The 18,821-nt window shown below is 68.0% G+C and carries 20 protein-coding genes and 1 pseudogene; 6 read left to right on the top strand and 15 right to left on the bottom strand.

Features of this window, described 5'->3' with window-relative positions:
- The first annotated feature begins 17 nt into the window (after window positions 1-17).
- Both AC3A6F_RS09260 and AC3A6F_RS09255 read left to right on the top strand, forming a co-directional pair.
- Complete coding sequence (locus tag AC3A6F_RS09260; RefSeq protein ID WP_487680015.1) at window positions 18-920, top strand: LysR family transcriptional regulator; 903 nt, start codon at window positions 18-20, stop codon at window positions 918-920.
- 136 nt (window positions 921-1,056) lie between these two features.
- A complete protein-coding gene (locus AC3A6F_RS09255; RefSeq protein ID WP_487680013.1) occupies window positions 1,057-1,476 on the top strand; it encodes a hemerythrin domain-containing protein in 420 nt (139 codons plus the stop codon).
- A 186-nt stretch (window positions 1,477-1,662) separates the two neighbouring features.
- On the opposite strand, the gene AC3A6F_RS09250 is transcribed toward AC3A6F_RS09255, so the two are convergent.
- Entirely contained in the window at window positions 1,663-2,112 is a 450-nt protein-coding gene (locus AC3A6F_RS09250) for an RrF2 family transcriptional regulator (RefSeq protein ID WP_137172863.1), read from the bottom strand.
- Window positions 2,113-2,260: 148 nt separating this feature from the next.
- On the opposite strand from AC3A6F_RS09250, the gene AC3A6F_RS09245 reads away from it, so the two are divergent.
- Window positions 2,261-2,887: a LuxR C-terminal-related transcriptional regulator gene (locus tag AC3A6F_RS09245; protein ID WP_487680011.1), complete on the top strand. Its 627-nt coding sequence runs from the start codon at window positions 2,261-2,263 to the stop codon at window positions 2,885-2,887.
- Window positions 2,888-3,088: 201 nt separating this feature from the next.
- Here the strand turns inward: AC3A6F_RS09245 and AC3A6F_RS09240 are convergent, their stop codons facing one another.
- The 6 genes from AC3A6F_RS09240 to pdxR all read right to left on the bottom strand — a co-directional run bounded on the left by AC3A6F_RS09240 (window position 3,089) and on the right by pdxR (window position 8,720).
- A complete protein-coding gene (locus AC3A6F_RS09240) occupies window positions 3,089-3,646 on the bottom strand; it encodes a hypothetical protein (RefSeq protein ID WP_487680009.1) in 558 nt (185 codons plus the stop codon).
- Window positions 3,647-3,649: 3 nt separating this feature from the next.
- A complete protein-coding gene (locus AC3A6F_RS09235; RefSeq protein WP_487680007.1) occupies window positions 3,650-4,303 on the bottom strand; it encodes an SCO family protein in 654 nt (217 codons plus the stop codon).
- Window positions 4,281-4,874 (bottom strand): c-type cytochrome, encoded by a 594-nt coding sequence (locus AC3A6F_RS09230; RefSeq protein ID WP_487680005.1) that lies wholly within the window; start codon window positions 4,872-4,874, stop codon window positions 4,281-4,283. The genes AC3A6F_RS09235 and AC3A6F_RS09230 overlap by 23 nt, the downstream gene beginning before the upstream one ends.
- Window positions 4,871-5,473 carry a cbb3-type cytochrome c oxidase subunit II gene (locus tag AC3A6F_RS09225; RefSeq protein ID WP_487680003.1) on the bottom strand — a complete coding sequence of 201 codons (603 nt, stop codon included), beginning with the start codon at window positions 5,471-5,473 and terminating at the stop codon, window positions 4,871-4,873. Before AC3A6F_RS09225 ends, AC3A6F_RS09230 begins: the two co-directional genes overlap by 4 nt.
- Before the next feature lie 10 nt (window positions 5,474-5,483).
- Window positions 5,484-7,142 (bottom strand): cbb3-type cytochrome c oxidase subunit I, encoded by a 1,659-nt coding sequence (locus tag AC3A6F_RS09220; RefSeq protein WP_487680002.1) that lies wholly within the window; start codon window positions 7,140-7,142, stop codon window positions 5,484-5,486.
- Between the two features lie 141 nt (window positions 7,143-7,283).
- On the bottom strand, window positions 7,284-8,720 hold the full coding sequence (gene pdxR / locus AC3A6F_RS09215) for a MocR-like pyridoxine biosynthesis transcription factor PdxR (RefSeq protein WP_487680000.1): 1,437 nt from the start codon (window positions 8,718-8,720) through the stop codon (window positions 7,284-7,286).
- Between the two features lie 241 nt (window positions 8,721-8,961).
- Between pdxR and AC3A6F_RS09210 the strand changes: the two genes are divergently transcribed.
- Together AC3A6F_RS09210 and AC3A6F_RS09205 are read left to right on the top strand one after the other, a co-directional pair.
- On the top strand, window positions 8,962-9,522 hold the full coding sequence (locus AC3A6F_RS09210; protein ID WP_487679998.1) for an EF-hand domain-containing protein: 561 nt from the start codon (window positions 8,962-8,964) through the stop codon (window positions 9,520-9,522).
- Window positions 9,523-9,566: 44 nt separating this feature from the next.
- Window positions 9,567-9,887, top strand: a pseudogene (locus tag AC3A6F_RS09205) (winged helix-turn-helix domain-containing protein); the annotation flags it as partial.
- A gap of 48 nt (window positions 9,888-9,935) precedes the next feature.
- Here AC3A6F_RS09205 and AC3A6F_RS09200 read toward each other — a convergent pair.
- Both AC3A6F_RS09200 and AC3A6F_RS09195 read right to left on the bottom strand, forming a co-directional pair.
- Window positions 9,936-11,468 (bottom strand): HD domain-containing phosphohydrolase, encoded by a 1,533-nt coding sequence (locus AC3A6F_RS09200; RefSeq protein WP_487679996.1) that lies wholly within the window; start codon window positions 11,466-11,468, stop codon window positions 9,936-9,938.
- 10 nt (window positions 11,469-11,478) lie between these two features.
- Window positions 11,479-11,937: a carboxymuconolactone decarboxylase family protein gene (locus AC3A6F_RS09195; RefSeq protein ID WP_487679994.1), complete on the bottom strand. Its 459-nt coding sequence runs from the start codon at window positions 11,935-11,937 to the stop codon at window positions 11,479-11,481.
- A 244-nt stretch (window positions 11,938-12,181) separates the two neighbouring features.
- On the opposite strand from AC3A6F_RS09195, the gene AC3A6F_RS09190 reads away from it, so the two are divergent.
- Window positions 12,182-12,994, top strand: a complete 813-nt coding sequence (locus tag AC3A6F_RS09190; RefSeq protein ID WP_487679992.1) for an SDR family NAD(P)-dependent oxidoreductase — start codon at window positions 12,182-12,184, stop codon at window positions 12,992-12,994.
- 15 nt (window positions 12,995-13,009) lie between these two features.
- Here AC3A6F_RS09190 and AC3A6F_RS09185 read toward each other — a convergent pair whose 3' ends face one another.
- Genes AC3A6F_RS09185 through fliD form a run of 6 tightly spaced genes read right to left on the bottom strand, consistent with a single transcriptional unit; the run spans window position 13,010 to window position 18,696 of the window.
- Window positions 13,010-13,759 carry a flagellar brake protein gene (locus AC3A6F_RS09185; RefSeq protein WP_487679990.1) on the bottom strand — a complete coding sequence of 250 codons (750 nt, stop codon included), beginning with the start codon at window positions 13,757-13,759 and terminating at the stop codon, window positions 13,010-13,012.
- Window positions 13,752-14,111 carry an EscU/YscU/HrcU family type III secretion system export apparatus switch protein gene (locus AC3A6F_RS09180; RefSeq protein ID WP_487679988.1) on the bottom strand — a complete coding sequence of 120 codons (360 nt, stop codon included), beginning with the start codon at window positions 14,109-14,111 and terminating at the stop codon, window positions 13,752-13,754. The genes AC3A6F_RS09185 and AC3A6F_RS09180 overlap by 8 nt, the downstream gene beginning before the upstream one ends.
- Window positions 14,104-15,237: a flagellar hook-length control protein FliK gene (gene fliK, locus AC3A6F_RS09175; RefSeq protein WP_487679986.1), complete on the bottom strand. Its 1,134-nt coding sequence runs from the start codon at window positions 15,235-15,237 to the stop codon at window positions 14,104-14,106. The genes AC3A6F_RS09180 and fliK overlap by 8 nt, the downstream gene beginning before the upstream one ends.
- Window positions 15,238-15,252: 15 nt before the next feature.
- Window positions 15,253-15,582, bottom strand: a complete 330-nt coding sequence (locus AC3A6F_RS09170; protein WP_123069766.1) for a flagellar protein FliT — start codon at window positions 15,580-15,582, stop codon at window positions 15,253-15,255.
- A 14-nt stretch (window positions 15,583-15,596) separates the two neighbouring features.
- Entirely contained in the window at window positions 15,597-16,049 is a 453-nt protein-coding gene (gene fliS / locus AC3A6F_RS09165) for a flagellar export chaperone FliS (RefSeq protein ID WP_487679984.1), read from the bottom strand.
- Window positions 16,050-16,071: 22 nt separating this feature from the next.
- On the bottom strand, window positions 16,072-18,696 hold the full coding sequence (gene fliD, locus AC3A6F_RS09160; RefSeq protein ID WP_487679982.1) for a flagellar filament capping protein FliD: 2,625 nt from the start codon (window positions 18,694-18,696) through the stop codon (window positions 16,072-16,074).
- Between the last annotated feature and the right edge of the window lie 125 nt (window positions 18,697-18,821).

Raw genomic sequence — 18,821 nt, 5'->3', positions numbered from 1 at the left:
ATCAGTATGATTGATAGATGACTTTCGATCTCGACCACCTGCGCCTCCTGCTCGCCGCCGTCGACCACGGCTCCTTCTCCGCTGCCGCGCGCGCACTGGGGCGCGTGCCGTCCTCCGTCAGCATGGCCATCGCCAACCTGGAAGCCGAACTCGGCCTCGAACTGTTCGACCGCAGCGGCCGCGAACCGCGGCCCACCGTGCACGCGCTGGCCTTGCTGCCGCAGGCGCGCCTGCTGGTCGAGCAACTGCGGCTGCTGAACCAGCACGCGCTGTCGCTGAGCCAGGACCTCGAACCTTCGCTGACCCTGGTGCTGGTGCCCGAGCTGATGGCCGCCGCGCCCTGGCACGATGCCTTACGGGCGCTGTCCGACGAGTTCCCCTTGCTGGAAGTGAACGTCCTGAGCGCGGCCCAAGCCGATGCGCTGGCGATGTTGCAGGATGGCCGCGCCGACCTGGCGCTGGTGTTCGAGCGCTATGGCACGGATCCGCGCGAAGGTTTCCAGGAAGTGGCCCACGAAACGCTGGTGGCGGTGCTGGCGCCCGATCACCCGCTGCTGGCGCGGGTGCCGGCTGGCGCGATCCGCGACCAGCACCTGCTGGGTGAGCGCCAGATCGTGATGGCCGGCCGCCACGCCGACCAGGTCGACAAGCGCATCGCCATGTCGCGCCTGCAGTGGAAGACCGACAATCCGGTGGCGGCGCTCAGCCTCGTCACCGCCGGCCTGGGCTGGGCCTGGCTGCCCGCGGGTTTCGTGCGTGCGCCGCTGGCGGATGGCCAGCTGGTGCACATCCCTTCCGCCAACTTCACCAACATCATGAAGCTGTTCGTCGACGTGGTATGGGCCAACAACCGTCCGCAAGGACTGGCGGCGCGGCGCTTCGTGGCGCTGCTGAACGAGCGCCGCATCCATTCATCCTGAGGCCAGGGCAGGCCGCAAGGCTGGCCGAACGCGGTGTGCGTCAAAAGAAGCATAATGTTTGCATCTTTGAGAAAACCGCATTACACTTGGTTAACTGCTGAGCACAAGCCTCGGTAGACAGATGAAGGAAGCGATCATGAACATCGATAAATTCAAGCACCAGCACCTCGATATCCTCGACAGCATCGACCGCCTGCGCGCCAGCAGCCAGGAGGGCGTGGTCGAGCACGCGGAAGAGATCGCCGCGCAGATCGTCGCGATGAGCGGCGTGGTGCGGCTGCACCTGGCGGTCGAGAACGACACCCTGTATCCGGCGCTGGCGCGGGGCGACCTGCGCCTGGCGCGCATGAGCCAGGCCTACCAGAACGAGATGGGTGACATCGCCGCCGACTACCTGGCATTCGCCGGGCGCTGGAACCTGGCCAGCCGGCTGGTCAAGGCGCCGGAACAGTTCAGGCAAGAGGCGAACCGGGTGCTGCGCAATCTGTACCAGCGCATCCGGCGCGAAGACCGGGAATTCTATCCGGCGATCGAGGCCGGCGCGGTCGCCGCCTAAGAACCTATCCCGGTAGGTGGGAGTCGTTCCTGCCGCGCCTGGCAAGCGTGCGCTGCGTTGCTCGTCGTTGCATGGCTAGCCATGCGGCCTCCTCGCGCCTTGCTCACGCTCGCCATGCATCGCCATGAACTTCCCCCCACCTACCGGGATAGGTTCTAAGAACCTACCGGGATAGGTTCTAAGGGTTCAGGCGGCCTTGCGCCGATGCACCGTGACCGGCACTTCGCGCGGACGCGGTTCGGGCAGCAGGGAAGCCAGGGTATGGCGGTCGAGTTCGGCCAGATAGGCGGCGGTGGCATTGCCCAGCACGCCCTTCAGGCCGCACGCCTTGACCAGGCCGCAGGGCGTGCCGTTGGGGTCGAAGCACTCGGCCATGTAGAAGTCGCTCTCGCTCATGCGCACGATGGCGCCGACGTTGATGTCCTTCGGTTCGTGTGCCAGACGGAAGCCACCGTTGCGGCCACGAATGGTTTCGATTGTGCCGTTGCGTGCGAGTTCATTCACCACCTTCATCAGGTGGTTTTTAGAAATGTTGTGCAGGTCAGCGATCTCCTGGATCGTCACCAGGCGACCGGGGTTGCTGCCCAGGTGCAGCAGCGTGCGCAACGTGTAATCGGTGAAGGAGGTCAGACGCATGATCGCCCAAGTATAACGCATTCCGTCATGCCGCCGACCCGGAGCCGGCGGCGCAATTTTTACATGTATTAACTTGCCGGACTTAACTTGTCGTTCCAATATGAACGAACGGGTAGCGAGCCCGACGCAGCTAAATCAGGAGTACACCATGCCTACCATTCCATCCGCCGTTCATATCATCCACAACGATCCGGTGATGACCGCCGGCCTGCACGCCATCCTTGCCGACCGTCCCGAATGGCGTGTCAGCACCCACCTGAGCCAGCCCGAGGCGCGGCAGGTGGCGCGGGTGCTGGTCGCCGATTACGACACCGGCCTCGCGCTGGCGCGCCAGCCCGAGCACGCCGGCGTGCGCCGCCCCAGTGTCCTGATCGTCACCCAGCTCGACAAGGAATGGGAAGTGCGCCTCGCGATGGACGCGGGCGTGCATGGCTACGTGCTGCAGTCGTGCAGCCAGGACGAGCTGCTCAAGGCGGTCGCATCGCTGGCGCAGGGCCAGCGCTACCTGAGCGAGTCGGTGACGCGCAGCGTGGCCGATAGCCTCAGCCGCGAAAACCTGACCGGCCGCGAGACCGACGTGCTGCAATTGCTGGCCGAAGGCTGCTGCAACAAGTCGATCGCGCGCAAGCTGGGCATCGGCGTCGGCACCGTCAAGACCCATGTAAAGGGCGTGATGAGCAAGCTCGACGCCACCGCGCGCACGCATGCGGTGGTGGTCGCCACCCAGCGTGGACTGATCCGTCCTGGCAGCGGCATCCGCAGCGCGTACTACTGAGCACATGGCGCTGCGGGTTCCTGAAAGGCCCATAGCCCAAGCACGTCATTCCCGCGCAGGCGGGAATCCAAGTATGCGTGCATGACCACATCATTTGATGCTTGCCACTGTACGGAGGCCTTGGATTCCCGCCTGCGCGGGAATGACGTGTTGGGGCTGCGGGCCAAGCGGAGTGCCCGGTCAGTGGGCACTGAGTGGCCGCTACTGCTTCTCCGGCGGATCCGCAAAATGCCGGGCATCGACGATGCACCAGGCGATGCCCAGCGCCAGCGCCAGGCCGACCAGCGCGCTGCCGGTAACGGTCTGGTCGTCGAGCAGGTAGGCGTTGCACAGGCGCTGCGGCAGTTCGCGGTACAGCATGCCGGCGATCGCCATCATGGCGCAGATATTGGCGACATAAAACAGCTGGACCACCACATGGGCCCGGCGCAGGGCGCCCGGCAGGGCGGCGCCGAGCAGCAGCAGGCTGGCGAATTTGGCGCCGGCCGCGAGCGGCTCGAACAGCGCCTGTTCCAAGGCGCGCGGAATCATCCAGTAGGTGGTGATGAAGGCCGTCGCGGTGAAGGTCGTGAGGCCCTGGAAATCCCAGCGCGCCAGGCCCGGCGGCAGGCGCAGCGCGGGGCCCAGCAGCGCGCCGCACAGCACCAGCAGCGGCAGTTGAACCAGCATGTGGCGCAGCATCGATGCTTCCAGCGGCGCGCGGGTGGCCAGCAACACCCCTAGCAGCGCGGGGCCGCTCCAGCGCATCAGGCGCGTCATCGCCTAGGTCCTTTCCGCGGCGCGCGCCAGCGCATCGTCGAGCGCCGTGCCGGGTTCGGTGTAGTCGAGGATGCGCACCAGACGGCCGCTGCGGTCGACCACGTGGAAGGCCGCGTTGTGCTCGAACTCGCCCAGCGGCGCCGGCACCACGATCACGCCGAAGGCATCGAGCAGGCGGCGCCGTTCGGCATCGAGCGGTATCCCGTACAGGCGCCACACGTCCGGATCGGTCTTCATCATGCGGCCGTATCGGGTCAGCGCGCTGGCATCGTCGCGCGGATCGAAGCTGATCGTCACCAGGCGCACCTTGTCCGCCGCGCCGCGCGCGTGGATCTCGTCCTGCATCTGCTGCAGCTCGGTGCCGACCACGCGGCAGATCGACTGGCAGCGCGCATAGATGAAGGTGACCAGGGTGACGCGGCCGTCACCGGTCAGCTCGTCGGCGAGCAGGCGCGCCGCGCCGTCGGCGCCGCTCAGGGTCGCCGGCGGCAAGCGCAGCGGACGTTCGGCCACCTCGATGCGGCGCGCGGCCTCGGTCGAGATCGCGCGAAAGCCGCTGCTGCCGTAATACAGGGCGGCGCTGCCGGCCAGGGCGACGGCCAGCACCGCAAGGAGGGTGGCGCGGCTACCGGCGCTACTCGAACGAGGCGAGTTCATCGTCGCCCTTCCACGGCGCCGTGCGCTCGGCGCTGGCGCTGCGCGCCTCCGCCACCAGCTTGGCGTCGATGCTTTCCGCGCGGTTGCCGAACTGGCTGCGGATATGGCTCAGCAGGGCGGCCATCTGGGCGTCGTCCAGCTTGTCCTTGAAGGGCGGCATCATGCCGTTGTAGGCGGCGCCTTTCACCGTCAGGGTGCCGGAAACGCCGTGCAGCACGATCTGCGCCAGGCGCTTCGGATCGCCCGTCACCCACTCCGATTCCGCCAGCGGCGGGAACACGCCCGCCAGGCCCAGGCCGCTGGCCTGGTGGCAGGCCACGCACTGGGCGTTGTAGATCTGCGCGCCGTCGACCTTGGCGCCCGGCGCAGGCCCTTGCAGGGTGGCCAGGGTGCGGTGGTCGCCGAAGGCGGCGTCGTCGTTGCTCTGGGTGATGTAGATGTAGCCGATGCCCCAGGCCACCAGGCCGATCACCACCGCTAACAGCGGCTTCGGGAACGGACGCTCGCCCTCGGTCGGATCCGGGTTCTCGCGGCGCTGGGCGCGTTCGTGCTCATGCTGATGTTCGCTCATTTTCGTTCCCTCTGCGTGCCGATGGTCTCGACCGCCGGATAGGTGTGATCCAGGCCCACCAGGTAGGCCACCAGGTCGAGCGCCTCCTGGCGCGCCACCACCACCTTGCCGGCCGGCGTATAGCCGCGCGGCAGCGTCACCACGCGGTCGCCCTCATCGGCCTTGTCCTTGACCTCGAACAGGTAGGGATAGGCCGGCATGATCGAGCCGGCGACGTAGGCGCGCGGCTGGTACATATGGCCCAGGTGCCAGTCGACGCTGGGCTGGCGCGCGCCGATGTTGAACAGGTCGGGGCCGGTGCGCATGGTGCCCAGCAGGTGCGGCTTGTCGTAGTGGTAGTCGGCCGCCACCGAGGCGCGGCCCCAGCCGCGCTTGTCGTCCGGCGCCTGTACGGGATCGCGCGGCTGCTGCGAGTGGCAGTAGATGCAGCCGTTGGCGATGTACACCTGGCGTCCGCGCAGCTCGGCCGAGGAATAGGGCTTCAGGCCCGGCGGCGGTTCTCCGTCCTTGAGCTGCATGTGCGGCACCACCACCAGCGCCGATGTCGCCAGCGCCAGCGTCACCATCGCGCCGCCCAGCAGTTTGAGTTCGTCTTGCATGATCTTCCTTTCAGGCGGCCGTTGCGACCGAGGTGGTCCTCAGCGGTTCGTTCAGCAGCGCCGCGCCTTCGCGCGCCACGCCGCGGCGGGTCGCCATCAGCACGAAGTGGATCGCGAACACCAGGTGCCCGAGGGCCATGATGGCGCCGCCCACCGAGCGGCTCTTGAGCCAGGGGATGGTCACGTTGACCGAATCCATGAACGGCTTCGCCGCGTCCAGCATGGCCAGGCCCTGCAGCCAGCCGCCGATCGACAGGCCGACGAAATAGATGCCGAAACCGACCACCACCAGCCAGAAGTGCAGCGAGATCAGGTTCGGATACGGCCACTCCCAGTCCATCACGCGCGGCATCACGAAGTACACCGCGCCGAACATCACGAGGGTGAAGAAGCCGTACAGGCCGAGGTGGGCGTGGGCCACCGTAAAGTGGGTGAAGTGCGCCACCGTGTTCACGCTGCGCAGCGCTTCGATGGAGCCCTGGACGGAACTGAGCGTGTACATCATCCCGCCCAGCACGATGAAGCGCAGCGTGGGCGAATCCCACAGGCGCCTGAAGTGGCCCTTCATGGTCAGGTGCTGGTTGATCGAGAACGCCAGCACCGGCACGATCATCATCACGCTCTGCACGATCGACAGCGTGATCAGCCAGCCCGGCACCGGGCCGCCGATCAGGTGGTGGCCGCCGACCTGGCCATAGAAGAAGGCCAGCGACCAGAAGCCCACCAGCGACAGGTTGTACGACTGGATCGGGCGGCCGATGATCTTCGGCAGGAAGTAATACACGCAGGCCAGCGCCATGGGCGTGTAGAACAGGCCCAGCACGTTGTGGCCGAACCACCAGTTCATGGCCGCCTGCTGCACGCCGAAGTGCATCGCCGGCAGGTTACCGACCAGGAACAGGGTGGGGAACCAGAACAGCGCCGCGCCCATGTACCAGACCGACACGTACAGGTGGCGCACGGTGCGCGCCTGCAGCGTGTAGACCAGTGGCAGTCCCACCAGGGCGCCGCCGACCACGAACAGGATGTCGACCTGCCACGGGATCTCGAGCCACTCCATGCCGTCGGACAGGCCCACCGCGATGCAGCCCAGGCCCGCGATCAGGCCCGCGTTCCACACCATGGCGCCGGCGATCGCATAGCGCGCGCCGACCAGCGGCGTCTTGAGCAGGCGCGGCAGCAGCCACATTGCCAGCCCCAGCGCCGCCATCGGCGCCCAGCCGTAGGCGACCGCGTTCAGGTGGATGGTGCGCATGCGCCCGAAGGTGAGCCAGGCCTGGTTCACCAGCAGGTCAGGTTCGTGCAGTTTGATGGAGCTGAGTAGTCCCGCGGCGGTCGCCACCAGCAGCCACACGACGGCGCAGGCCAGGAACAGGAAGGTCACGAGCGAGCTCGAACGGTCGGCCTCGACCCGCGCCTGCAGTTCCTCGCCCAATCGCCGCGCCTCGTCCTCGGTGAGGGGCGGGGCGGCGTCATGCGCGGCCTGAGCGGCGGCCTGGCTGGGCGTGGCGGCGGGGTCGTCGCTGCGGCCGATCTCGCCTTCCGAGAAGATGGTGCGGGCCGCGGCGGGGCTGGCCTCGAACAGGCGGTTGCGCAGCGACCAGACGAAGATCGCCAATCCCGTCACCGAGAGGATGAACGAGGACAGCAGGATGGTCATGGTATTCATGGCGGGTCCAGGCGAAGGAAGATCGGCCCTGGCGGGAATGCGCAGGCCTTTAAAAAGATGCCTCAAAGATACGAAATAGGAGCGGGGTGCGGCAATACGCCTTTGGGTAGAGCGGCGCGCGCCGCCCCCTGCGCCAAGCACCTAAGGCAGAGGCGCGTCCATCGCCTGCGCCACCCGCCGCGCCAGTTCTTCGGCCTGGGCGCCGCTGGCGACGTTGGCGAAGTTCATCAGGAGCGCGCTGCGCGTGGGCGTGCCGGCATAAAAATCGGCCAGCGCCACGGGCGCCAGGCCGTGCTCGCGCAGGCGCGCGGCGAGCAGGCGATCGGTGCCCGGCGCGACTTCGGCCATCAGGTGCAGGCCGCCGGCCTGGGGCAGGATGTTGGCGCGGGCGCCGAACGCCGGGGCCAGCGCGCGCGCCGTGAGCTCGCAACGCTCGGCATACAGGCGGCGCATGGCCTGGACGTGGCGCACGAAGTGGCCGTCCTGCATGAACTCGCACAGGATGGACTGGGTGAGCGCCGGGCAGCCGTTGCTGAGCAGGCTCGCGGCATCCTCGAAGCGCTCGACCAGCTCGGGCGGCACCACCACGTAGGACAGGCGCAGCCCCGGGAACATCACCTTGCTGAAGCTGCCGCTGTAGATCACACGGCCGGCGCGGTCCATGCTGGCCAGGGCCGGCAGCGGCCGTCCGCTGTGGCGGAACTCGCCGTCGTAATCGTCCTCGACGATCCAGGCATCGTGGGCGCCGGCCCAGTCCAGCAGGGCCTGGCGCCGCGCCGGCGGCATGCTGACCGTGAGCGGGCACTGGTGGCCCGGGGTGACCACCGCCATGCGTGCCCCCGGCGCCAGCAACGCGGCGCGCGCCACGTCCAGGCCGTGCTCGTCGACCGGGGCTGGCCGCGGCACGTAGCCCAGGCCCGCCAGCAGGTGGCGCGTGGGCGGAAAGCCCGGCTCCTCGGTCCACACCATGTCGCCTGGAGACAGCAGGGCGTGTGCAATCAGTCCCAGGACCTCGCGGTAGCCGGCGCTGACGAATACCTGGCATGGCGTGCAGTCGATCCCGCGCGAGAGCTTGAGGTAGCTGGCGATGGCGGTGCGCAGGGCGGGCGCGCCGAAGCTCGATTCCTTCAGCAGGTGGCGCGTCTGCAGCGAGCGCGCGGTGCGCGCGGCCATGCGCGCCCACACCTTGCGCGGAAAGGCGTCCAGCGCCGGCAATCCCATCTGGAACGGCAGCGGCGCCACCGCGCCGCCGACGTCCAGCGGCAGCGGCCGTGCGCGCGGCGCCACCTTGGCGCGCGCCGGCGGGCGGTGCAGGGGATCGCGCCGCGCGACCACCGAGCCGGCCGCGCCGCGCACTTCCAGGTAGCCCTCGGCCGACAGCAGGGCATAGGCGGCGGCCACGGTGCCGCGCGCCAGGCCGAGTTCTTCGGCCAGCACGCGGGTGGCGGGGATGCGGTCGCCCGCCTTGAGGACGCCCGTGTCGACCGCCTCGCGCACGCGCGCGTGGATCTGGCGGTACAGCGGGACCGGGCTGCCGGCGTCGAATCTCAGGTAGTCGCTGACGGACAGGTCTTGCATTGGAAACGTTACCTCCTTGGCAGTATATTATGCACTTGGACCGGTAGTTACGAAAGAGCGGACTGGGCCAAGAATGGTTTGGCTCAGCCTTAAATTCAGATCTTGGTCCAGGATGCCGGTAGCGCGCCATGCGACTTTGCATCGGCGCCGTGATGGCCCCAGTCATTGGCCCGATCTTGGCTCTTTATCCAGCACGCATTCGGCGCGACGATGATAGTCCCTCATCCATGATGGAGCAGCCATGCAGATTTCTTCCAGCCTGTCGTCGGCGCTGTCGTCGGCAATGCCCCGCATCGCCGGTGCGAAGCCGTCGGGCAGCCAGGTCCCGTTTGCGATCGCCCAGGCGCGCGCCGACTCGGCCGAAGACAAGCGCCGCCTCGAAGAGAACGCGGCGCGCCATGCGGGCGCGATCGCCAGTTTCGCCAGCCAGGGCATCACCGTGACCCAGGGCTCGTACACCATGCTGTACAAGCAGGAGGTGGCGAAGTCGATCGACACCGATGGCGACGGCATCATCGGCATCGACGAACTGGCGACCGGGCTTGGCGGCGACGAAGGCATGGAGCGCGCCAGGCAGCTTCACTCGATGCTCGACGTCGACGGCGACGGCCGCCTGGGACTGGAAGAATTCGGCGACAGCGTGCGCGATCCGTTCCGCGATGCGGATTTCCGCCGCCAGCTCGAACAGCGCGGCGCCATGGACCCGGCCGCGATGGGCGCGCTGCACCGGCGCCATGCGGCGCAGTACGACGCCGCGGCGGTGCTGGGGGCGATGGCGCGCGCGATCGATACCGCGGCGTAGCGTGGACGGCTCCGCCGTCCACGCGTTCAGCTTATGGATGCATTGTGGCGGCGCACGCCGAGTTATGCAGGAGAACGATAGTGAAGACAGGTTGGCGCATCGGACCATGCGTGCTGTTCCCGCGGCGGCGCCGGCTGGAAGCCGGCGGGCGCGAAGTGGCGCTGGGCTCGCGCGCCTTCGACCTGCTGGTGTGCCTGGTACGGCGCGCCGGCGAGGTGGTGGGCAAGGATGAACTGCTGCGCCTGGTGTGGCCCGGCTTGGTGGTGGAAGAAGCGAACGTGCGCGTGCACGTCTCGAACCTGCGCAAGGCGCTGGGCGCGGTGGCGCCCGATGCCGGCGCCTGGATCGTGAACGTACCGCTGCGCGGCTATATGTTCCGCGGCCCGCTCGATCCCATCGGCCTGGAAGGGCTTCTAGATCAGGCCCAGGGTCAGGGCCTTGAGGGTGGCGGCGGCGCGGGTCGAGCAATCGAGCTTGCGGAAGATGCTCTCGACGTGGGTGCGGACGGTGCTGGGGCTGATGCGCATGGCGCGCGCGGCCTCCTTGTTGCTCTCCCCGAGGCTGATGCGCTGCAAGACCTCGACTTCGCGCGCCGACAGCGTGGCGCGCGCCGGCGCGCCGGCGCTTCCATTCGCGTTGCCTCCACCAATCGCGCCATTGCCCGACGCGGCGCGAACGCCCGTCGCCGCGGCCAGGACGGCGTCTACCGTGGCGCGGTCGAAGCGGCCGCCCGTCACCTGGGCTTCGAGCAGGGCGCCGGCCGCCGCCGGCTCATGAGCCGCGCGCCATGGCCGCGGCGAGCGCAGCGCCACCCAGGCGGCGGCCACGCCCAGCAGGCGCTGGGGCGCGCCGAGGGCGCTCGCGTCCAGGCTGCGGAAATAGCCGCTGCCATCGAGCCGCTCGTAGACGTGCGACGCCAGTTGCGCGTCCGGCCCCAGGCCGTCGATGCGGCTGCCGGCGCGTGCGGTCCAGTAGGGCACCAGGCGCACCGCTTCCCAGTCGGCGGCGTTCAATTTGCCGTTGCGCTCCCATACCGTGTTGGTCACCGCCGCGCGCCCGATCCCGTGCAGCAGGGCGGCGCGCGCCAGGCTGCGCTGCTGCGCCTCGGGCAGGCCCGCCAGCTGCGCCGCCTCCTGCGCCAGCAGCGCGACGCGGCGCGAATAGCCGGCCAGCCAGGGCAGCTTCAGTTCGATCATGTCGGCCACCAGCGTGAGCGGCACCGATACCGGAAGAAAATCCGGCTGCGACGATGGCGCTTCCGCGGTCTCCAGTTCGTCGAGCCAGGCGCGCGCATGCGGCGCCACGAGCGCCACCAGGCGCGCCGGATATTTGACGTCGCCCAGCTGCGCGATCATCTCCAGCGCGCGCTCGATGCCATGCACGCGCGACAGGATCTCGAGGTCGCCGCCCAGCGCCGCGTGGTACACCACGGTCGGCACTTCGTCGCCGCGCAGGTGGAACGGAAGGCCGCTGCCATCGTAGTTCTCCCACACGTGGCGCAAGCCGCTTTCGACCGCGGCCGGCAAGCCCATCATGGCGGCGATGTCGCCCGCGACTTCGCAGTGGACTTCGGCCAGCTCGGTGGTGTCGGAGAGGCGCGCAATCTGCTGGGCATTGAGGGTGCGGCTCACCAGCGCATGGCGCGCGCCGACGTCGTCGCCCATCATCGCGGCGAAGCCGGCCGCGTTGGCGGTGCAGCCCGACCAGCGCAGCAGCGCGACCATGCGCGCGTGCTCGCAGGCCGCGGCGTCAAAGCCGGCCGCCGCGGCCACCCGCGCGGCCAGGCGCGCGGCGCGCTCCGAACCGTCGATCGGCTGGCCCATGCTCAGGTCGCCGACGATGGCGAGCAGACCCATCGCCTGGGACAGGGTCGCGGTGTCGTGGCCGTGCAGCGATGCTGTGGGAAGCGACAGGGAAGAAGAAGGTTCGCGCGCGGCCGTATCCATCGATCGTCGTTTACATGCCCGGGGCGGGATGCACCGGGATCTGGTTGCGCAGACTCAGGTTAATGACGTTCCAACCACGAATCGCCGCGATAGTATAGCCAAGTTCGGCGATCTCGTTCTCGCTGAAATGCTCGCGCAGTGCCGGCCACGCGGCGTCGGTGTCGTCGCGGTGCGGCAGAGCGTTGACGGCGTCGGCCCAGGCCAGGGCGGCGCGTTCGCGCTCGCTGAAGAACGGCGATTCGCGCCATGCGGCCACGGAGTTCAGGTGGCGTGGATCGGCCCCCTGCTTGATCAGGTCGCGCCAGTGCAAGTCGATGCAGACCCCGCAGCCATTGAGCTGCGAGACGCGTAGCTGCACCAGCTCGAACAGGCGTTCGCCGATCGAGCTCTGGCGGTTGGTCATCGACAGGTTGATCAGGGCTTTCAGGTTGGCGGGGGCCAGGGTGAACAGGTTCAGACGTGCGGACATGATGTGTTCCTTTCAGGGTGGCGAGGGCGCACTGTGCGGCCTTCTTGCAGATAAGACGAGCGGGCGCGCCCGGCTGTGACATGCGGCGCGATTTTTTTCCAAAGCTCTCCCGAAAGGAGGAGCGCGCCGTCCCGGGCCTGCCGATGCGCGATGCCGGCCTCCCTCCGATTAAAGAGGTATCACGATTGCACCTTTATGGGCGGCTCGCTACACTGGTCCCGCCAATTTATGAAAGGGATATCCAATGACGCACGCAAACAAGGGAACCGCCGTGATCACCGGCGCATCGACGGGCATGGGGGCCGTGTACGCGGACCGCCTGGCGCGCCAGGGCTACGACCTGGTGCTGATCGCGCGTGACGAAGAACGCCTGGCGCGCGTGGCGAGTCTGGTGCGCGCCGCCACCGACCGCAAGGTCGAGGTGCTGGCCGCCGACCTGGTCGATCCGCACGCGCTGCGCCGCGTCGAAGCGCTGCTGCGCGTGCGCGGCGACGTCACGCTGTTGGTGAACAACGCCGGCATCGGCTCGGTCGCGCCGCTGCACGGCGACGACGTCGATGCGATGGACCGGATGATCGCGCTGAACGTCACCGCGCTGACCCGCCTGACTTATGCGGTGGCGCCGGGCATGGCGGCGCGCGGCGCCGGCACCATCGTCAACGTGTCGTCAATCGTCGCGGTCGCGACCGAGATGATGAATGGCGTGTATGGCGCCAGCAAATCCTATGTGCTGGCATTTACCCAGGCGCTGCAGCACGAGTTCGGGGCCAAGGGCCTGCGCGTGCAGGCGGTGCTGCCGGGCGTGACCGCCACCGGCTTCTGGGACACGCTGGGCCATCCTTTGGAGCGCTTGCCGGCGGAGGTCGTGATGAGCGTGGACGACCTGGTCGACGCCGCGCTGGCCGGCCTGGCCCAGGGCGAGCAGGTCACCATTCCAGGCCTGCACGATGGAGAAAAATGGACCGCCTACGATGCGGCGCGGCGCGAGCTGGCCGGGATGTTCGGCAATGCCGCGCCGGCGCCACGCTACGCCGTGCAGGCGCGGCAGGCCGCCTGAAGGTTCAGGCCGATTTCAGGCCAGGCCCGCCAGCTTGGCGTTACGCTCGCGTTCGAGCTTGGTGATGTAGCGCTGCACCGCGGCCAGGCCGCCGCGCGAGATGTCGACGAACTGGCAGCCCAGGCGGCGGCTGGTCTTGTGGTTCAGCAGGGTGAGGTCGAGCGAGTTGCGGATCTCGAGCGAGGTCGCGATCGGACCGATCTCGGGCAGCTCGATGCGGCAGCCCTCGATCACGCGGCCGATGCCCGCACCCAGCTGGAGTTTGTTGTCGAGCAGGGCGATGCCGCCGACGCTGATGTCGTGCAGCGGGAACACGCCCATGCCGCCGCCGGCGTCGATCGGCACCGGCACCAGTGCGCGCACCGGATTGCTGACCGGCGTGGGCATGCGGTAGTACTCGCGCCGTTGCAGGCGGATCAGGGTGGGCGGGATGTCGGCGCGCAGCGCGGGCTCGCCGCGCCAGGTGGTGGCGGCCAGGCCGTCGGCGCCGAACAGGATGCGGATCCTGTCGAGCGAGGTTTCGCATTTCACGCGGCCGGCGGCCACGATGCGGTCGTTCTGGGCGCGGTCGACCGAACGGTCCAGCACCACCGTACCGCTGTCTTCGTCGACCGCCAGGATCGAAGTCACACAGACGTCGGCCTCACCCTTGATCAGCATGCGAATCAGCTGGTTCTTTTCTCCGATCTGGCGCAGCAGCGCCACGATCTCGCGGCGCGATCCGACTTCGAAATCGTGCCAGTCTTCCAGTTCTGCTTCATTCATCGCTTGCTTCTGTCCTTGCCGCTGGTTCCATTGGGAGGTGGGGCGTCGGATCGGGCGCGGGAGGCAATAGCTCACCATGTTGTCGAGCCGACTCTATATGATATAGCCATGCCAACAGTTCCGCAATTGCCCGATACAGGGCCGGAGGAATCTCGCGGTCGAGATCGACCTGCATCAGCAGCGACACCAGCTCCTTCGATTCGTGCACGAACACCCCGGCGTCCTGGGCGCGCTGGATGATCTGTTCGGCCACCATGCCCGACCCCTTGGCCACCACGGTCGGGGCGCGCTCGCCGGCGCCATAGGCCAGCGCCACGGCGTTCTGGCGCCGCTTGCCGGCCGATTCAGTCATCGCCTTCCTTCGCTTCGGGCGTGCCGGTGCGCGGGCGCGCATCGAATCCGGCCAGCGGCGTGCCCACCGCATCGAGGGCGCTCGCCAGTTCCGGCATGTGCTCGCGCAGCAGGCCGGCGGTGGCGTCGTCGGCCGCCGCGAACTGCACCTGCAAGGCGCCGTTCACCATGCGCAGCTGTGCCTCGAGTTCGCCCAGCTGCGGAAAGCGCAGGCGCAGGCGCGAGTGCCAGATCGCCTGCTCGCCCTCGCCATCCTTGCCGCCATGGGCTTCGCGCTGCACGTCCCATTCCATCGGCTGGCCCGGCCACAGCTGGCCTTTCCAGGCCAGCTGCGATTGTTCCTGGGCCGCCAGCTGCATGCTGATGAACTGGGCGGTGGCGGGATCTTGCGGATTGGGGCGCACGCCGCCCTGCGCGGCCTGCTGCTGCGGCTCACCAGCCAGTTCGGACATGGGCAGGGCGCCGCGCGCCCATTCGGCCACGTGCGATTCGTAGAACAGGCCGCTCTTGCCGAAGGCCTGCTGCAGGCCGGCCGCCAGCGCCGCCGGATCGGCCCCGGGGCCGCCCACCAGCGGCGCGCGGCCGACGATGGAGGACAGGTGGCTGTCGGCTCTCTGGGCCGCGGCCAGCACGCCGGCCAGGGCCTGGGCAGTGGGACTCAGGGTGGTGTTCTTCGCTTCGGTGCCGCCGGCAAAGGCCTGCGCGGCCATCGCGCCGCTGGAAGCCAGCAGGGCGCTGGCGCGGCCCACGGCGGCGCCTTCGCGATACGACAGCGGCGCATGCGCGCCGTCGGCATCCTCTTGCGGCGCGGGGCCGGCTTCGGCGAAGGCGGTGGTCGTTTGCGAACCGACCTGGAAGGTGGGCCGCGGATGCAGGCCGACCAGGGTCATCGGCACGTCGGCGCCGACCTGGGCGCCGGGTGGCAGCTGCATGCGGGCCTGGGTGTCGGCGAACTTGACGACGAAGGTACCATCTAGCAGGCGGGCCTGGACCGCGCCGTGGATGGCCTTGCCCAGGAACGGCGCGATCTCGCGCGCGAAGGCTTGCTGGCGCGGATCGGCGGCCTGCTCGGCCGGCCGCGCCGGGGTGACAGGCGCGACGCTGCCGACGAGTTCACGCGGCAGCATCGGGCCCTCCCATTATCAGACGCCATAGGCGCGCACGACGCGGCGTTCGGTCGAGGTGCTCTTCATCAGCGACGACAGGTGCGCCATCCATGGCATGGTGAGGTCGCGGATCTGGCGGTCGAAGTCGAGCATGCGGCGGATCGCGTTGACCTTGCGCAGGCGCTCCGGGCCGCCCAGCGGCGCGCCGCCTTCATTCGCTTTCAGGCGGTTGGCATGGCGCGCGCATTCCTGCTCCAGCTCGGCCAGGCGGTCCCACTCATTGGCGCTGGCTGCATCCAGCATGCGCTCGGTGATGCCGACCATGGTTTCGTAGGTGGTCACGACTTCCTGTCCGCTCATCGTCATCGTCATCATCTTCCTCAGGCGCTCATCAGGGTAGGGGCTTGCTGGATCGCCGGCGGCATCGGTTCGGGCGCTTCCTGCTGCTCGCCGATCTGGACCCAGGCGCCGCGCAGGTCGGCCATCAGGCCGTGGATTTCTTCGACGATCGTCGCGTCGTTCTTGATGTTCGCTTCCAGCAGGCGGCGGCTCATGTAGTCGTACAGCGCATCCAGGTTTTGTGCAATTTCGCCACCGGCCTTCTTGTCGAGCGAGGCGCGCAGGCCGTTGTCGATGATGGTGATGGCCTTCGAGATCGAGGCGCCCTTGATGGCGATGTTCGACGACTTGATGCCGTTGATGGCGCTGAGCAGGGCGACGATCACGCCGTCGTACAGCATCACCACCAGCTTGTGCGGCGAAGCGGCGGCGACGCCGGTTTCCAGGCCAACCGTGGCATAGGCGCCGACACCGCGTTTCGGGGTTCCAAACATGTGATTCTCCAGTAATGCTTAATTAACCCCAGTTGGACGACAGGGTCGCCAGCTGCTGGGTGAGATAGTTAGAAGTGTTCTGCATCGAGCTCATCATGGAGTCGAGCGCGACAAACTGCGCGCGGTAGCGCTTTTCGATGCTTTCCAGGCGCGTCTCGAAGCGTTCGCGCTGAGAGGCGATCGACTTGATCGAGACGCTCAGGCCGTCGGTCTTGGTCTGCAGCAGGCTGTCCTTGCCGACGAAGCCCGCGGCCAGGTTGGTCAGCTGGTGGGCGAAGCCCTGCGAGAAGGTGACAGTGCCGCGGTCGCCGATCACGCCGCCGGTCACCGACACCTGGATGCCTTCGGCCGGCGAGCCGGCCGCCGCGGTCAGCGACTGGCCGTTGCCGGTGGCGGCGACGCCGCCGATGGTGCCTTCCACGTCCGTGCCCTTGGTCGGCGCGGCGCCGCCGAAGATGCTGTCGACCGGGCTGCCGCTGACGGCGGCAATCGAGATGTTCGACAATTCGCCATACTTGCTCGACGACAGCTTCAGGCGGCCATCGTCGCCCACCTCGGACTCGACCGTGTCACCGGCGCCGGCGAAGACGGAGTTGCCGTTGATCGCGGAGCGGATCAGGGCGGCTAGATCGTCGTTGCTGTAGGTGCCGGCCTGGAGCTTGATCTCCTGGGTCTTGGTTTCGGTGACCGGGTCGGTCTGGTTCAGCGTAATGCTCCAGACCGTGTTCGGTGCGATCGTGGTCGAACCGCTCAGCGCGGCGCTGCTGGTCAGGTTGCCGCGGGTCGCCAGGTTGGTGATATTGATCGCGTAGGTGCCGGCCTTGGTGGCGGCGCTCGACTGGCCGAACTTGATCATGTTGTCGGTGGTCGAACCCATCGCGGCGAACAGGCCGCCGAAGTCGGCCGCGTTGTCCGTGATCGCCTTGTTGAGCTTGGTCGAATTGACTTGCAGGCTGCCATCCTTCTGGAAGCCGATGCCGATCTGGCTCAGCGAGGTCAGCTTGCTGCCGGTGCCTTCTATGACCGTGCTGATCTGCTTGCGCAGCTGGCTCTGGATTGCGCGCACGCTGGCGTCGCCCTGCAAGACCGCGCCTTTCTGGGTTTCGGTGTTGTACGCGGTCAGGCCGTTGATCGTCTTGTTGAGTTCATTGTAGGCCTTGACGAATTCGTTCACCGAGCTGGTGATGGCCGCCGTGTCCTTCGACACCGTCAGCGTCGAGCTGCCGACGGCCGACACATCCAGGGTCACGCCCTGGATGGCTTCCGAGACCGTGTTGCTGTCGCTCTTGATCTCGATGCCGTTCATGTTCAGCTTGGTGCTCTGGGCGCCGGCCGTCTGGGTCATGCCCTGCGTGCCGGCCGGGTCGTAGCCGAGCATGGCTGCGATGGCCGGGTCGCCCGCCGCGCCGTCCTCGCCGCCGACGGTGATCTTCATCGTCGTCGCTTCGCCGGTCTTGTTCGAGGTCAGCACCAGGTGGTAGGGCTTGGCGCTGCCGTCGGACACGATGGTGGCCGTCACGCCCATATCGCCCTTGTTGATGGCGTCGCGGATGCCTTGCAGCGACTGGTCGCCGGTGCCGAGGGTGATCGTCTTGCTGTTGATGGCGCCGTTGAGCGAAAAGCCCGCGCCCATATGGGTGCCGACGCTGCCGGCGGTGAAGCCGGCGGCGGCCGGGTTGGTGCCGCCGACGGTGATCTGGTTGCCGTCGTTCGAGCTCAGGGTGACGCCGGCGGTCGCCGTCACGGTCGAGCCGGTATTGGCTGCGGTAGCGGCCAGGCCAATGCCGCCACGTACGGTGCCGGTCACGGTTTCGGTCACGTCGATGGTGGAGCCGTCGGACGCGCTGAACTGCAGCGTGCCCGCCGCGGCGCTGCCGCTAACGGTGATATTGGCAGCGGCCAGCGCATTGCGGGCGCCGGCGCCCGCCAGCGCGGTGTCGAGGCCGGCGCCGGTGAGGGGCGCGCTGCCGGGCGTCAGGTTGGCCAGTTGCACGCCGCCGACCGACAGGGCATAGCTGGAACCGGCTTGCACGCTGACCTGGCCGAAGTTGTTGAACAGGCCGGCGGTGGTGCTGGCGGCGCCGGCCGTGGCGACCACGCCGGTCTTGTCGGACTGCGCATTGATCGCCTCGGCCAGGGCGCGCGCGCTGCGCGTGGTCGGGCCGGTGCCGATCGCGACGCCGTTCAGGCTCAGCGAACCGTTGCCGATGCCGCTCGATGCAGCGGCCAGGCCCAGCGCATTGCCGGTGGCGCCGAAGGTGCCGCCGGCTGCGGTGCCGAACTGGAAGGTCAGGGTGGTCGGCGCGCTGCCGCCGATGGTCGAGGTCGTGCTGGCGTAGCCATTGCTCTTGAGGCTCTGGGCCTGCGCCAGCTGGGTGACGTTGATCTTGTACTTGCCCGCGACGGCGTCGGCGCCGGCAGTGGCGGAAAAGACGTCCTTGTTGCTGGCGTTGGCACTCAGGCCCAGGAAGGTGGCGGGAGTGTTCAGCTTGGTCAGGGCGGACTGGAAGGTGCCGACCGCGGCGCTGACCTGGCTGTACGCGGCGCTGCGCGACTGCAGCGCGAGCGTCTTCTTGTCGTAGTTGGCCAGCGGTGCAGCCTCTTGCTGCATCAGCTGTGAAACCAGGCCATTGATGTCGAGTGCCACTTGTATCTCCCGTGAAAGCGATAATGTAAGTGATTATCGGCAGAAACAAACGGTACTTAAGAGCGGTAAATGTGGCTTTATTTTGATTTTGCGAAACAGTTACGATCCCGTTCAGGCCAGAACCA

It is taken from the genome of Massilia sp. Soil_C_3, assembly GCF_057657035.1.
This window is presented reverse-complemented; position numbering and strand designations above follow the sequence as displayed.